This window comes from Candidatus Symbiopectobacterium sp. NZEC127, assembly GCF_025962675.1.
Classification (GTDB): domain Bacteria; phylum Pseudomonadota; class Gammaproteobacteria; order Enterobacterales; family Enterobacteriaceae; genus Symbiopectobacterium.
This window is the reverse complement of the sequence record NZ_JAGFPG010000004.1, coordinates 113,215-127,723: the sequence shown is the minus strand read 5'-3', so window position 1 is coordinate 127,723 and position 14,509 is coordinate 113,215. Positions and strand designations below refer to the sequence as shown.

The following is a 14,509-nucleotide window of genomic DNA, read 5'->3' as shown; positions in this document are numbered from 1 at the left end:
TTGATAATGTTGAAAATTAAGCGCTCTTTTTTTGTCAGGAATGACATTTTACAGCCATACTCAGGGACAGCCTTACGCCGTCTGAGCCTGCTTTTTCTTTTCACCGCCACGCTAGGGGGAACGCCTGCGTTGGCACAACAACTGGGAGTGACCTGGCAGGCAGCCCCCAGTGAACAGCAGATCGACAGTCTCAGCCTGGAGCAGGCTATTCTGCGTGCCTTTGCCCGAAATCCACAAATCGCCCAGGCAGCAGCACAAATCCGTATCGGTGCCAGCGAACTGAAACTGGCCGAAAGCGCCTGGATGCCACAGATTGGGCTGAACGGCGGCGTTGGTCGACAAAATCAAAGTGATAGCCTCGGCACGCGCGGCCGTACCACCTCGGCGGGCGTCTCGTTAACCCAGCTTATCTACGATTTCGGTAAAACCGGCAGTAGCATAGACGAACAGCATCACCTCTCGGAGGCTTATCGCTACCAGCTCTACAGCATCATGACCGGCGTCGGTCAACAAACGCTGCTGGCCTATTTACAGGTCAAGCGCTATCAAACGCTATCGGCCTCGGCGGAGCGGCATATCACCTCGCTGGAAGCCGTGAAAGCCATCGCACAAATGCGCGCGCAAGCCGGACTCAATTCTCAATCCGATGTGTTGCAGGCCGAGACGCGTATTGCGGGCACCGTCGCCACACTTGAGCAATATCGTGCACAGCAGCGCTCCGCACTGGCGCAATTGACCGTGTTAACCGGCGTGGTGCCCGCGCGCCTACCGGATTTGCCGCAGACGCTGCTACAGCAGCAGGTCACCTTACAGGCGTTACCCTACGAGCAAAGCGCGCTGGTGCGCAGCGCACAGTCGCGTCAGGAAGCGGCCCGCCAGCGTATCAGGCAGGCAGAAGCCAAACATTGGCCCAGTTTCTCGGTGCAGGCGGCACGCGCCCGCAACGATACCCGCAACCGCGCCTACTGGGACGATCAGGTGCGACTGCTGGTGGAAGCGCCTATCTATCAGGGCGGTGCCATCAGCGCACAGATTGATGCCGCCCAACATGCCCGCGAAGCCGCACAGGCAGAGGTGGAAGCCGCCAAGCTGGATATCAACCAGCGCGCGGCCACCTCCTATGCCGATATGATCGGCGCGCAGCAACGCCAGGCCGCCAGCGAACGCCAGCTCACCAGCGCCAACTATACCCGCGATGTCTATCGCGACGAATATCGCCTGAGCAAACGCAGCCTTAACGACCTGCTGAGCGTGGAGCAGGACGTGCTTCAGGCTGAAAACGCCCGCGCCACGGCGCAGTTTGACGGCTGGGATGCCACGGTCAACTACGCGGCGGCCGTCGATAATCTGCTGGATATGCTTGGCATCGAACGAGAAAAAGCCAATGGCGATCGGCTGCCATCGCTGTAAGGGTGTCGTTGTCATGGCATCAAGGGTAATGACGTAACAAGTGGCTGTTAACCACGTGTTTATTCACAGGAGATTGCATGACTGCGTCTGCCACCACAGAAATATGGATCGCCGCACTGGCAAGAACAGCCGCTCATTATGGGCACGTGATTGATGTGCGCACTGTTGCACAACAGATGCGCTGGCATGAACAACTGCCGCTGGCGCGCAAGCTGGAACAGATAGCACGCCTGATGGGTCTGCACACCAGTCTGTGCCGCTGGGATCGCTTGCGCTGGAGCCCCAGCATTCTTCCGGTGCTGGCCGCCGCCCATGACGGCAGCGTGCTGGTGATCGAAGCCATCGACGAAGACCAGAATCTGCTGTACTGGCGCAGCGACGGCGGCGATTTGCAGCGCAAAATCGACAAGGATACGTTGCAATCGCAGATTCAGGACACGCTGGTGCTCACGGGCATTGCCGAGCGCGGCCGCGATGCCCGCATCGATGATTTCGTCAAACCCTACCGTAAGCACTGGTTCTGGCAGCACTTTGCCCATGCCAAACGGCAGATTGGCGAAGTGGCGCTGGCCTCTATCATCGGCAATGTGCTGGCACTGGCGGGCATTCTCTTTTCGATGCAGGTCTACGATCGCGTTATCCCTTCGCAGTCGATGCCCACGCTGTGGGTGCTGTTTGGCGGCGTGCTGCTGGCAGCCGCCATTGAATACGCGATTCGTTTATCCCGCACCGTGATCTCCGATTTGATGGGCAAGCAGATCGACCTGCGTGTTTCCGGTATGCTGTTCGCCCGCGCGTTGGCGATCAAGAATGAAGCGCGCCCCAAATCCACCGGCTCGTTTATTTCCCAGCTACGAGAAATCGATCAGGTACGTGAATTACTGACTTCAACCACCGTCGGCGCGGCGGCAGACATGCCTTTTGTGCTGCTGTTTCTGGCGCTGATGTCGTTTATTGGCGGTCCTCTGGTGTTTATTCCCATGCTGGCAATCCCGCTGATTGTCATCCCCGGCATCTTGCTGCAATGGCCGATGGCGAAACTGGCTAAAGACGGCATGCGCGAGAGCGCGCTGCGCAACGCGGTGCTGGTGGAATCCATTGAAGGCGTCGAAGACATCAAGGCACTTCAGGCGGAACCCTATTTCCAACGGCAGTGGGAGCAAACTCACGAGGTAAGCGCCGCCGTCGGCATGAAGCAGCGTCTGTGGGGCGCGCGTCTGACCGGATGGGCGTCAACGGTACAGCAGCTTACCTATGCCGGCATGTTAGTGTTCGGCAGCTATCAGGTATTGGCTGGCGACATCACCACCGGTACGCTGGTGGCGTGTAGCCTATTGTCATCACGCACCATCGCCCCGCTGATGCAACTGACCATGGTGTTCTCGCGCTGGCAGCACGCCAAAAATGCCCTGACCGGCCTGGATGAACTGCTGCAAAAACCGCTCGACCGGCCTGAGGCGCAAGAAATCGCCCACTGCCCGGTGCTGCAAGGGCACTATCAGGTGACGCAAGCGCAGTACAGCTACGACCCGGAAAAGGGAAATAACGCGGTGTTTATCAACACGCTGGATATCAAACCCGCCGAACGCGTGGCGATATTGGGCAAGGTCGGCAGCGGAAAATCCACGCTGCTCAAATTGCTCGCCGGGCAGGCGACCGCAACGCGCGGCAAAGTGACGTTGGACGGCGTCGACATGGCGCACATCGACCCGGCAGACATGCGCCGCCAGGTAGGCTTTCTTTCTCAGGATTCCCGGCTGTTCTTTGGCAGTCTCAGGCAAAACCTGATGCTGGGTAACCCCCACGCCAGCGAGCAGGAATTACTGGCAGCGCTGCGTATCAGCGGGGCGCTCAGCATGGTGCAGCAGGATGCCTCCAGCCTTGAGCGCATCATTCAGGAAGGCGGACGCGGCCTGTCCGGCGGGCAGCGTCAGATGGTGCTGTTGAGCCGTCTTATCCTGCGCAACCCGCAGATCGTGCTAATGGATGAACCTACGGCCTCGATGGATGAGCAACTGGAAGAACAGGTTATACGCCAGATGAAAAGCTGGCTGGAAGGACGCACGCTGGTGCTGGTGACGCACCGCCCAGCCTTGCTCAAGCTGGTTGACAGGCTGATCGTCATCGACAACGGGCGCATTATTGCCGATGGCCCCAAAGAACAGATACTCAAGGCGGTCAGCAAGCCGCTGGATAACGCGCAGCAGGTCGCCTGAGGGAGAGAAATATGAACAAGACGCTGTTCAGCGCAAAAGGGAAAGCCTCCTCCAGAGTGATTTGGCTGACGCTGCTCGGGTTGGTGGTATTTTTCGTCTGGGCAAAAATTGCCATCCTTGATGAAGTCACCATCGGCAGTGGCAAAGTCACCCCCTCCACGCGAGCCCAAGTGATTGAAAGTCTTGATGGTGGTGTCATCGATAATCTGTACGTCCAGCAAGGTAATATCGTGGAAAAAGGCCAGACGCTGGCACAATTGGACATCAATCGCGCCCAGTCCGTTTATGGAGAGGCCTTTTCACGCGTCACCACCCTGCGCGCCTCGGCGGAACGGTTGCGCGCGGAACTGAGCGGAGAGCCGCTGCGCTTTAGTGAAGGGACATTGAAAGATCCCAACCTGGCGGCGCGCGAACGTCAGTTGTATGAATCCCGCCTGCGTAACCGTGATGAAACGGTGCTTAACCTGCAACAATCGATGCGACTGGTGGAGCAGGAATTGAAAATGACTGAACCGCTGGTGGCACGCGGCGCGGCCAGTGCGGTCGAAGTGATCCGGCTGCGACGGCAAATCAGTGAAATTCGCGGCAAGATCGATGAAGCACGCAATCTGTATGCCGTGAGAGCGCGCGAAGAGCAGGTCAAAAATAACGCCGACCTGGAAGCACAACTGGAAGTGGTCAACGGCAAGGCCGATCAGCTACGGCGTGCTACTCTCACTTCACCGGTGCGCGGTATCGTCAAAGACATTCAGGTCACCACCGTCGGTGGCGTACTGCAACCCGGCGGCAAGTTAATGGAAATCGTACCGCTGGAAGACAAGCTGCTGATTGAAACCCGCGTCAACCCGCGCGATATCGCCTATATCCGCCCTGGATTGCCTGCCATTGTAAAAATTACCGCCTATGATTCATCCATTTATGGCGATCTTAACGGTGAGGTGGAAAGCGTTTCGCCGGATACGTTGCAAGATGAGGTGCGGCGCGATCAGTATTATTACCGGGTTTATGTGCGCACGCTGGAGAGTGGGTTGACCAATAAAAACGGCGACCGGTTTGCCATTGTTCCCGGCATGATGGCCAATGTGGAGATTAAAACCGGACAAAAAAGCGTGCTCGATTACTTGATTAAGCCGCTCAATAAAGTGAATGAGGCGCTGCGTGAACGCTAGCGCCTCATCAGAAGACAAAAAACGCCACTTTATCCTTCGTCATCCCCGGCGAAAGCCGGGGATCTCTGTCAGAAGAAACGCATTTCACCTGCAACAGATTCCCACTTTCGTGGGAATGACGGAGGTTTTGGAAATATTACAGCAGTTCAGGGAAGAACACTTGCTTGAGCGCCAACTCAACGCCGCGCACTTCCGCCAGCCCTTTCAGACGGCCGATAGCCGAGTAACCGGGGTTGGTTTTCTTCTTCAGATCGTCGAGCATCTGATGACCATGGTCAGGGCGCATCGGAATCGGACGCAGATCGCCCGCCGCTTTACGGCGTGATTCTTCCGTCAGGATCGCTTTCACCACTGCCACCATGTTCACGTCGCCGCCCAGATGCGCTGCTTCGTGGAAGGTTTTCGGATTCTGTTCGCGACAGGTCGCACGCAGGTGGGTGAAGTGAATACGATCGCCAAAGGTTTCGATCATCTTGACCAGATCGTTATCCGCACGCACGCCGTAAGAACCGGTACACATGGTGAAACCGTTGTGGATATTATCCACGGTCTCTTTCATCCACTGCATGTCTTCAATGGTGGATACCACGCGCGGCAGCCCCAAAATCGGACGCGGCGGATCGTCCGGATGGATCGCCATGCGGATACCCGCTTCTTCGGCAACCGGTACGATCTGCTTGAGGAAGTAGCCCAGATGTTCACGCAGCTTGGCATGGTCAATACCGTCATATTCCGCCAGACGCGCGCGGAACTGATCCAGGGTATAACCCTCTTCCGCACCCGGCAGACCGGCAATGATATTGCCGGTCAAACGCGCGATATCCGCTTCGGTCATCGCTTCAAAGTAAGCGGCAGCCTGCGCCTGCTCTTGCTCGGTGTAATCGTTCTTTGCACCGTCACGCTTGAGAATGTGCAGTTCAAACGCCGCAAACGCGATTTGATCAAAGCGCAGCGCTTTGGAGCCGTCCGGCAGTGGGTATTCCAGATCGGTACGCGTCCAGTCCAGAATCGGCATAAAGTTGTAGCACACGGTGTCGATGCCGCACTGCGCCAGATTGCGCAGTGATTGCTGGTAGTTAGCAATATAGTGCTGATAGCGACCGGTTTGCGTTTTGATATCTTCGTGGATCGGCACACTCTCAACCACCGACCACACCAGACCTTTGGCTTTCAATTCGGCTTTGCGTTTTTCGATCTCTTCGACTGTCCAGACTTCGCCATTCGCGATGTGGTGTAATGCGGTTACCACACCCGTCGCCCCCGCCTGACGGACATCGTCCAGAGAGACAGGATCGTTCGGGCCATACCAACGCCAGGTTTGTTCCATCTTTATTACCCTTAATCAATAACTTGTAAAATCATCTCTTGCGCTGTTCCCGGTCCACGGCAATCGCTGCGGGGCGACTGGTCATCAATCTCATCAACCAAAGTGGTGAACAGGCCGACCAATTTTGTTTATCATTCCAATGACAGCCTACACCAGCCGATGAAAAGCACCAACAAGAAAACAAAATAGGTTGACCAATATCACCAAAATAATGCTTTTTGGACAAACAAATTGGCTTTTTATTCGGAAACAAGTACAGTTTTGCCGTGAAACTTTATACCAAAGCGTCTTTTTACATTATTTGGTCAGGCCACTTTTCACCTTGCGCTCCTACACTCTCCACCGTCAAGGGCGAGTGAACGCGCTAACGCATGATGGCCTACCGTACTCAGGGATATTGTTATGACAACGTCGACCACCGCAACGCATCACGCCACCCTTGCCAACACCCCGCTGCCAGAAGCCGTGCGCCAGCCGCAGTACGATCGTAATGTACTGACAAGCCGTATGGTGCACATCGGTTTTGGCGCGTTTCACCGCGCGCATCAGGCACTGCTTACCGACCGTGTTCTGAGTCAACAAGGCGGTGACTGGGGCTACTGTGAAGTGATCCTGTTTGGCGGTGAAAGCCTGATTAGCCAATTGCGTGAGCAAGACCACCGCTACACCGTGCTGGAAAAAGGGGCTGAAGGCAGCCAGGCCATTGTTATCGGTTCGGTCCACGAATCGTTGCATGCACGTCTGGAAGGCATCTACGCCGTGGTGGAAAAACTGGCAGAGCCGCAGGTTAACATCGTTTCTCTGACCGTCACCGAGAAAGGCTACTGCATCGATCGCACCAGCGGTGGCGTAGACATCAACAACCCGCTGATCAAGCAAGATTTGGAACTGCCGACCGCGCCCGCGTCTGCGCCGGGTCTGCTGGTGGAAGCACTGCGCGTGCGTCGTGAACGTGGCCTGAAACCGTTTACCGTGCTGTCTTGCGATAACATGCCGGAAAACGGCAACGTGGTGAAACGTGCGGTACTGGAGCTGGCTCGTCTGCGCAGCGCTGAGCTGGCGGAGTGGATCGCAGCCAATGTCACCTTCCCCAACACCATGGTGGACCGTATCGTGCCAGCCGCTACGCCGGAAACGCTGGCAGAAGTGGAACAGGCTATCGGCGTCGCCGATCCGGTAGGCATCGCCTGCGAACCCTTTATTCAATGGGTAGTGGAAGACAACTTTGTGGCGGGGCGCCCACAGTGGGAAGTGGCCGGCGCACAGCTGGTGAATGACGTTCTGCCGTTCGAAGAGATGAAACTGCGCATGCTGAATGGCAGCCACTCCTTCCTGGCCTATCTGGGCTACCTGGCCGGTTACGAACACATTAACGACTGTATGGCGGATGCCCACTACCGTCGTGCGACTCAGCGCTTGATGCTGGAAGAACAGGCACCGACGCTGCACGTTAACGAGGATTTACCGGGCTATGCCGCACAGTTGATTGCCCGTTTCACCAACCCGGCGCTGAAACACCGCACCTGGCAAATCGCCATGGACGGCACGCAGAAGCTGCCGCAGCGTATGGTCGAATCCGTGCGCTGGCACCTGCAAAACGGTAGCGATTACAGTTGCCTGACGCTGGGTATCGCCGGTTGGATGCGCTATGTGGGCGGCGTGGATGACGCGGGTCAAACCATTGACGTGCGTGACCCAATGGCAGCACAACTGCGTGCTATCGTCGATGCCACGCAAGACGGTGCAGCACGCGTGCAGGGCCTGTTAGGGTTGACGGCTATCTTTGGCGATGATCTGGCGAACAACGAAGAGTTTGTACGCCGCGTCACCAAAGCGTACCTGCTGCTGAGTGAGAAAGGCGCAAAAGCGGCGGTCTCAACGCTGTAATATCCCATCGTCGTCCTCGGCGTAGGCCGGGGACCTGGTACAGAAGAAACGCCTGTAGCCTGGCAAGAGATCCCCGCCGGTAAGGGAATCTCTTGCAGGAAGCGCTGGAACCCTGGTTATCAGGATTCCTGCGGCGCAGGCACCGATTCAAACAGATAACCGTCAAACGCCGGATCGTCGACATCCGAAATTTCCAGCAGTTTATGCTTCACATTCTCCAGATGCTGCCACATCTCCTGACGCGCTTGTTTGGCATCGCGACGGGTCACCGCACGCAGAATGCGCTGGTGATCGTCCAGCCATTGGCGCTGGTAGCTGAAATCTACCGTGTGCGAATGCAGGCCGCGCCACATGGAACTGCGTTTACGCGCCTGCCACACTTCATAAACCATATTGGCCAGCACGCTGTTTTGCGTCGATTGTGCCAGCAGGCAGTGAAACAGCTCGTCCGCACTCTCGTCTACGCTGCCGTTATCCAGCGCCTGCCGCTCCTGATCGATAGCCTGCTTCATCTTGAGAATATCGGTCTTGGTCGCCTGCATCGCTGCAAACGCCGCCACTTCGCTCTCGAGCAATTGACGCGCCTGCATCAGCTCAAACGGACCGTAACCGCTATCCGCATTACGGTTCTTATCTTCGGTCGGAATCTGAATCACATACACGCCGGAGCCTTTACGCACTTCAATCAGCTTCTCAAGTTCCAGCATGATCAAGGCTTCACGCACCACACTGCGGCTGACGGAAAAAACCTCTGCGATATCACGTTCGGGAGGAAGACGATCACCCACCTGATATTTGCCGGCCAGAATATCTGTCCGAATCTTGTTACCAATGTCTTGATATAATCGCATCTTATTGTTTTTCCTTCACAAACAACGATGGCGCAAAATTGGCCTGACCAAAGAATAAAAAATACGCAAATCTGACGCAAGTATAACATGAAGCTGTCACATAAATTGCCACCGGGTGCGCATTTTAGCAAACCGCATCCTCCGCAGCGCAGAGCACGCCTGAGTTAGCTGACCGCTTACCACGGCGGTTGACCACTGTTGCCAGCACATGCAAATTCGTTGCCGAAAAATCCGCCATTCTCTATTATCGGTTCGATAGCCTTCCTGCGCTTATTTCACCGGATAACACTTTTCACCGGATAAAAACATGGATTCACCGATGGCATTGATGCGCTCTGCGCCTTTATCTGGCTCACGCTACTGGCGCGGCCTGTGTGTGTTGATACTGCTGGCGTTTTTGAGCGCCTGTAGCCGTACGCCGCCGCCGATCACCCCGTTAGGGCAGCCAACGTTCGCCCGCTATCAGCAGGAAACCACACGCTGGGTTGAGGAGCATCGGCGTTTTCAAACGCTGGATAAGGCGTTGGAATTAACCTGGAACACGCCGTCGGAAACCCGACCGGCAGGTACCGCGCGCAAAGGCATATTGCTGGTGCACGGTCTGGGGGATTCCCCCGGTTCGTTTACCGATATCATTCCGGCGCTGACGCAACGCGGGTTTCTGGTGCGTACCGTGCTTTTGCCCGGCCATGGCACACAACCCGCTGACTTGATGCCGGTGTCGGTGGAAGACTGGCGGCGCGTGGTAGCTGAGCAGGCTGCCTTGCTGCACCAAGAAGTGGGCGAAGTCTATCTGGGCGGCTTCTCGACGGGCGGTAATCTGGTGTTGGAATACGCCTTACAGCATCCGGACATTCAGGGGCTGGTGCTGTTTTCGCCCGCCATCCGCTCCGATGAACCGCTCGATTTTCTGGCTCCGTTACTGGCCTCCGTGACCGATTGGCTGCGCCCGCCGCGACCGGGGCAGCCACAGCAGATTGCCACGCGCTATCTGCGCGTGCCTACCAACGGTTTCGCGCAATTTTATTACTCCAGCGCCAATGTGCGCCATTTGCTGGCAAAAAGCCCTTATGACAAGCCGGTGCTGATGGTGCTGGCGCAGCACGATTCGGTGCTCGACACCGCCGCCATGTTGGCGCAGTTTGACAAGGCGTTCCCTCACCCAGCCAGTCGCGTCATCTGGTACGGTAATCCCCCGGCACAGCCGGTATCCGAGCGCGTGCTGGTGCGTTCCGATCGCCTGCCGGAATGGCGTATCAGCCAGTTTTCCCACATGTCGGTGCTGTTTTCTCCCGATAATCCGCTCTATGGGCGGACAGGGACATTGCGTCTGTGTTCTAACGGCCCCACCACGCCCGCCGCCAATGACTGCAAGCAACGCGAGGACGTGTGGTATTCCGACTGGGGCTACCAGGAACCAGGAAAAACGCATATCCGTTTAACCTTTAACCCCTATTTCGACTGGCAAAACCAGGTCATGGCGAGCGTATTGAGCAGCGAAGGGACCGTTAGCGCAGCACCGTGATCGTGACAAGAAAAATCGGCGTCACAATAGCGTCATTAATACCCGGTAAAGTGTGGGGGGAATACGGTTCCCCCTACACTGGACTGATAGTGACCCAATGGACGCCACACCCGAGTTATCGCTGAACAGACCCTACCGAGGCGCACCCACGGCCGCCGACTTGTGCATTGCTACGCCGGAGGCCAGCCCCGAAACGGATAACGCCACGGTCTTGCAGCTTTTCAATAAATACAAAGAATTGGTCAGCTTGCCAGTGGTAGAAAAAGGCAGACCATTCGGGCTTATCAACCGCCATATTTTTTTGTCGCAAATGTCGCGTCCGTTTTATCGCGAGCTGTATGACAAAAAAAGCTGCATCGCATTTATGGACAAAAATCCGCTGATTGTCGATGCCAACGCATCGCTGAATACCGTTGCCGATCAAACGGTTATTTCCGGAGATAAATCGCTTACCGATGGTTTTATCATCACCCGCGAAGGCACCTATCTGGGCATTGGGTTGGGTATCGATCTGATTAAAGCGGTATCGGACATGCATCTGCAACAACATCAGCAGGTGATGCAAAGTATCGAGTACGCCAGCATTATCCAACAGGCGATGATGTCCACCTCGTCGCAAACCATGTCTGTCACGCTGAGCGACTGGTGTCTGGCATGGCAACCGCGCGACTGCGTGGGGGGCGATTGCTACGCGTTTAAAACCACGGCGGATGGCTGGCTGGCGGTGGTGATCGATTGCACTGGTCACGGTGTGCCCGGCGCGTTTATGACCTTAATCTTTGCCTCGGCGCTGGAACACGCGCTGGTTACCTGCCCCCCCGACGATCCGGCGCAGCTGCTGCAAATTATCAACCGCTATATCAAAAACACGCTGGGACAGCAGCAGAACGGAGACAGCGGCTCAAACGATGGTTGCGACATCATCGCGGTGCACATGAACACGGCCACACGTGGCCTGACCTGGGCCAGCGCGCGCATGGCGGCATTTATGCTGGCACAGGATGATAACGAGGTGCGCCCACTGGCTGCCGATCGCATGGGTGTCGGCTACACCGATACCCCCTACGACTATGTCTGGACTAACCATCGCTTAACCCTGGCAGATCGAGACCTATTTTTCACCACCACGGATGGATTAACCGATCAGGTTGGCGGTGAGCGGCGCATCATGTTTGGCAAACGTCGGCTTCAGGCCGCACTGCTGCACCACCGCGCGTTGCCGATGCCCGCACTGGCCCAACAATTACAACAAGAGCATCAACGCTACCAGGGTCAGCAGCCCCGACGGGACGACCTGACCTTTTGGGGCTTTAGACAGTGATTACAACCAGGCGACCTTGACCATGGCTATTCAACACCACGGCACCTCACCTTCCACCTTTCCCGGCAATACGCCAGGAGAGTATGCATCCCCAAACGGCGCGCTGTTTCACACCGGCGTGGCGCGCGATATCTCGCTCTACTATATCGGCTACTTCTCGCAGAGCATCATCAGCTCGCTGGCAGAAACGCTACGCCTCCAGCTTGAGAAAACCGAGGTGCCCTCCCCAGTGCGCCGCAAATTGTTCTCCAGCTTTATTGAAATGGGCCAAAACATCACCCGTTACTCCGCATTACCGTTAACCACGCCCGACCAGCAGCAGGAAGCGCGACAAGGCTCCGTCTGCCTTGGGTGGGAAGATGGAAAGTATTTCCTGTGGTGCGCCAACCCGGTGCATCCCGAGGATATGGAGAAACTGCGGGTTCGGCTGGAACCGCTGCGGGCCATGACGGCAGACGAAATCAAAGTGGCCTACAAAGCCTCACTGCGTCAGGAAGCCCCCGCATGGAGCAAAGGTGCGGATATCGGGCTGTTAACCGTGGCGCGAGACGCCAGCGAACCGTTGCAATTCACCTTTCAATCAGATGAATCAACGGGGTTATCCACGTTTTATCTGAAGGCGATCATCTGAAATGATAAACATAACTCGCATCGATAATGTTCATCTCGCCGGGACAGCATCCACCCCCAGCGTTGATTTTTGTTTTGACACACATCGGTTATCCCTTTCCGGCGAATCTTACCCAGAGAACGCCGCCGCGTTTTACCGGCCGCTGATCGAGAAGGTAGAAGCCTACCTGACTGAGCTATCGCACCGCGATGATGCGCCCGCAACCGAAATCGAAGTGCATATTTCGCTGAGCTATTTCAACAGTTCCAGCACCAAGATGCTGTTCAGCTTGCTCAACGTGCTGCACCTGGCGGCGCAGGACACGCTCGCCATCGCCCTGCACTGGTATCACGATTGTGAGGATGATATCGCGCAGGAGTTTGGCGAAGAGTTGCATATCGACTTCCCCGCATTGGATTTTCACGGCCATATCATGGAGTAATCATGAGCACCTTTGAGCTGTTCACCCCGGAATATGACATCCTGCTCGCCGCGCGCAACGTGGCTTCGCAGCCTGACAGGCCCGCGGAAGTCTACCGGGATAGTCTGCTGGCACTGACCGAACACTATCAGCGTCTGGTGCGTGAATCCCACCGTCTCATCTCGCGCAGCGATCGGGCAGAGCGCGAATTGACGCGCCTAAACCATCAGCTCCATCAACTGGCCGATGAGTTGGCTTACAAAGCGACGCACGATCCGCTCACGGATGTCTACAACCGTGGTGCCATTATCGACATCATCAGCACGGTGCTCACGCAGCGCCAGGCCTCGCTGATTGTGTTGGATATCGACCATTTCAAGCGGGTAAACGACAACTTTGGTCACCCAACGGGCGATGCAGTGATCTGCGATTTGATCACCCGCGTACGTCACGCATTGGGCGGCGTCGGCAGCATTGGGCGCGTAGGCGGAGAAGAGTTCACGATTTTGCTGGATAACGTTGCCCTGCAACAGGCGGTCCTGTACGCGCAGCGCATCCATGCCGATCTGAACCGCTCAAACCTGGCAGCGCTGCCCGCTTATCCGGTGACCGCCAGCTTTGGCGTCAGTTGGGCCCCCGCAACGACCGGGTTTGATACGCTGTACAACGCCGCCGATACGGCGCTGTATGAAGCCAAGCAGCAAGGACGTAATCGTGTGATGTTTCGCTAAGCCGGTACCCACGTTCTCCAACGTAAAAAAAGGTAAAGATGACGAGGAACGCCAGAGCGCATTAGCGCGGCGTTGAGTCACTTTTGCTACAGTGAGGAGAGCCCGTGTTGGATGGGTTGCCAAAGGAGAGCGTATCACCATGCCACGTCTTACTGCACAAGATTTCCAGCCTGAACTGCTCGAACTGTACGACTACTATGCGCATGGGAAACTCACCAAGCGAGAGTTTCTGGAACGTGCAGGTAAATATGCGGTGGGCGGCCTGACCGCCATGACGCTGCTGTCGCTGCTGAGCCCTAACTACGCGCTGGCACAGCAGGTCGAGTTCACGGACCCGGATATCCTCCCTGAATACATCACCTATCCGTCACCCAATGGACACAGCAGCGTGCGCGGTTATCTGGTGAAACCCGCCAACCTGACCGGCCCGGTGCCTGCGGTGGTGGTGGTGCACGAAAACCGCGGCCTCAATCCCTATATTGAAGACGTTGCACGACGACTGGCGAAAGCCGGTTTTATCGCGCTGGCCCCTGACGGGCTGAGCAGCGTCGGCGGTTACCCCGGCAATGATGAAAAAGGGCGGGAACTGCAACAAAAGGTCGATCCCACTAAACTGATGAACGACTTTTTCGCCGCTGTCGAATTTATGCTCAAGCATCCGGACAGTACCGGTAAAGTGGGCATCACCGGTTTCTGCTACGGCGGCGGCGTCGCCAATGCGGCAGCGGTTGCCTACCCGGAACTGGCCGCCGCGGTGCCTTTCTATGGTCGCCAGCCAAAACCGGAAGACGTTGAGCGCATCAAGGCACCGCTGCTGATCCACTACGCCGAACGCGATGAACGTATTAACGAAGGCTGGCCCACCTACGAAAACGCGCTGATTGCCGGAAAAAAGGTGTATCAGGCGCACATTTATCCCAACACCAACCACGGCTTTCACAATGACTCCACCCCGCGCTATGACAAGGCTGCCGCCGATCTGGCGTGGGAACGCACTCTGGCCTGGTTCCGGCGCTATCTGGTCTAGCGTATGTTCAGGAT

General features: G+C 56.5%; 12 protein-coding genes. 10 read left to right on the top strand and 2 right to left on the bottom strand.

Going from position 1 to position 14,509, the window contains the following annotated elements; translation table 11 throughout:
* Nucleotides 1–6: 6 nt before the first annotated feature.
* The 3 genes from J5069_RS16355 to J5069_RS16345 all read left to right on the top strand — a co-directional run bounded on the left by J5069_RS16355 (nt 7) and on the right by J5069_RS16345 (nt 4,795).
* Nucleotides 7–1,410, top strand: coding sequence for a TolC family outer membrane protein (locus tag J5069_RS16355; RefSeq protein ID WP_264644885.1), 1,404 nt, complete (start codon nt 7–9; stop codon nt 1,408–1,410).
* Between the two features lie 77 nt (nt 1,411–1,487).
* A complete protein-coding gene (locus J5069_RS16350) occupies nt 1,488–3,626 on the top strand; it encodes a type I secretion system permease/ATPase (protein WP_264644884.1) in 2,139 nt (712 codons plus the stop codon).
* 11 nt (nt 3,627–3,637) lie between these two features.
* On the top strand, nt 3,638–4,795 hold the full coding sequence (locus J5069_RS16345) for an HlyD family efflux transporter periplasmic adaptor subunit (RefSeq protein WP_264644883.1): 1,158 nt from the start codon (nt 3,638–3,640) through the stop codon (nt 4,793–4,795).
* Between the two features lie 136 nt (nt 4,796–4,931).
* Here J5069_RS16345 and uxuA read toward each other — a convergent pair whose 3' ends face one another.
* A complete protein-coding gene (gene uxuA / locus J5069_RS16340) occupies nt 4,932–6,122 on the bottom strand; it encodes a mannonate dehydratase (RefSeq protein WP_264644882.1) in 1,191 nt (396 codons plus the stop codon).
* A 402-nt stretch (nt 6,123–6,524) separates the two neighbouring features.
* Here uxuA and J5069_RS16335 point away from each other — a divergent pair, with 402 nt between their 5' ends.
* On the top strand, nt 6,525–8,009 hold the full coding sequence (locus J5069_RS16335; RefSeq protein WP_264644881.1) for a mannitol dehydrogenase family protein: 1,485 nt from the start codon (nt 6,525–6,527) through the stop codon (nt 8,007–8,009).
* 119 nt (nt 8,010–8,128) lie between these two features.
* On the opposite strand, the gene J5069_RS16330 is transcribed toward J5069_RS16335, so the two are convergent.
* Nucleotides 8,129–8,860: an FCD domain-containing protein gene (locus J5069_RS16330; protein ID WP_264644880.1), complete on the bottom strand. Its 732-nt coding sequence runs from the start codon at nt 8,858–8,860 to the stop codon at nt 8,129–8,131.
* A 307-nt stretch (nt 8,861–9,167) separates the two neighbouring features.
* Here J5069_RS16330 and J5069_RS16325 point away from each other — a divergent pair, with 307 nt between their 5' ends.
* From J5069_RS16325 to yghX, 6 genes are all read left to right on the top strand, one after another.
* Complete coding sequence (locus tag J5069_RS16325; RefSeq protein ID WP_413542250.1) at nt 9,168–10,385, top strand: alpha/beta hydrolase; 1,218 nt, start codon at nt 9,168–9,170, stop codon at nt 10,383–10,385.
* Nucleotides 10,386–10,482: 97 nt separating this feature from the next.
* Nucleotides 10,483–11,706 carry a SpoIIE family protein phosphatase gene (locus tag J5069_RS16320; protein ID WP_264644879.1) on the top strand — a complete coding sequence of 408 codons (1,224 nt, stop codon included), beginning with the start codon at nt 10,483–10,485 and terminating at the stop codon, nt 11,704–11,706.
* A 22-nt stretch (nt 11,707–11,728) separates the two neighbouring features.
* Nucleotides 11,729–12,337 (top strand): SiaB family protein kinase, encoded by a 609-nt coding sequence (locus J5069_RS16315; RefSeq protein ID WP_264644878.1) that lies wholly within the window; start codon nt 11,729–11,731, stop codon nt 12,335–12,337.
* 1 nt (nt 12,338) lies between these two features.
* Entirely contained in the window at nt 12,339–12,758 is a 420-nt protein-coding gene (locus J5069_RS16310; RefSeq protein WP_264644877.1) for a DUF1987 domain-containing protein, read from the top strand.
* Between the two features lie 2 nt (nt 12,759–12,760).
* Nucleotides 12,761–13,468 carry a GGDEF domain-containing protein gene (locus J5069_RS16305; protein ID WP_264644876.1) on the top strand — a complete coding sequence of 236 codons (708 nt, stop codon included), beginning with the start codon at nt 12,761–12,763 and terminating at the stop codon, nt 13,466–13,468.
* Between the two features lie 139 nt (nt 13,469–13,607).
* A complete protein-coding gene (gene yghX, locus J5069_RS16300) occupies nt 13,608–14,495 on the top strand; it encodes a YghX family hydrolase (protein WP_264644875.1) in 888 nt (295 codons plus the stop codon).
* Nucleotides 14,496–14,509: the final 14 nt, after the last annotated feature.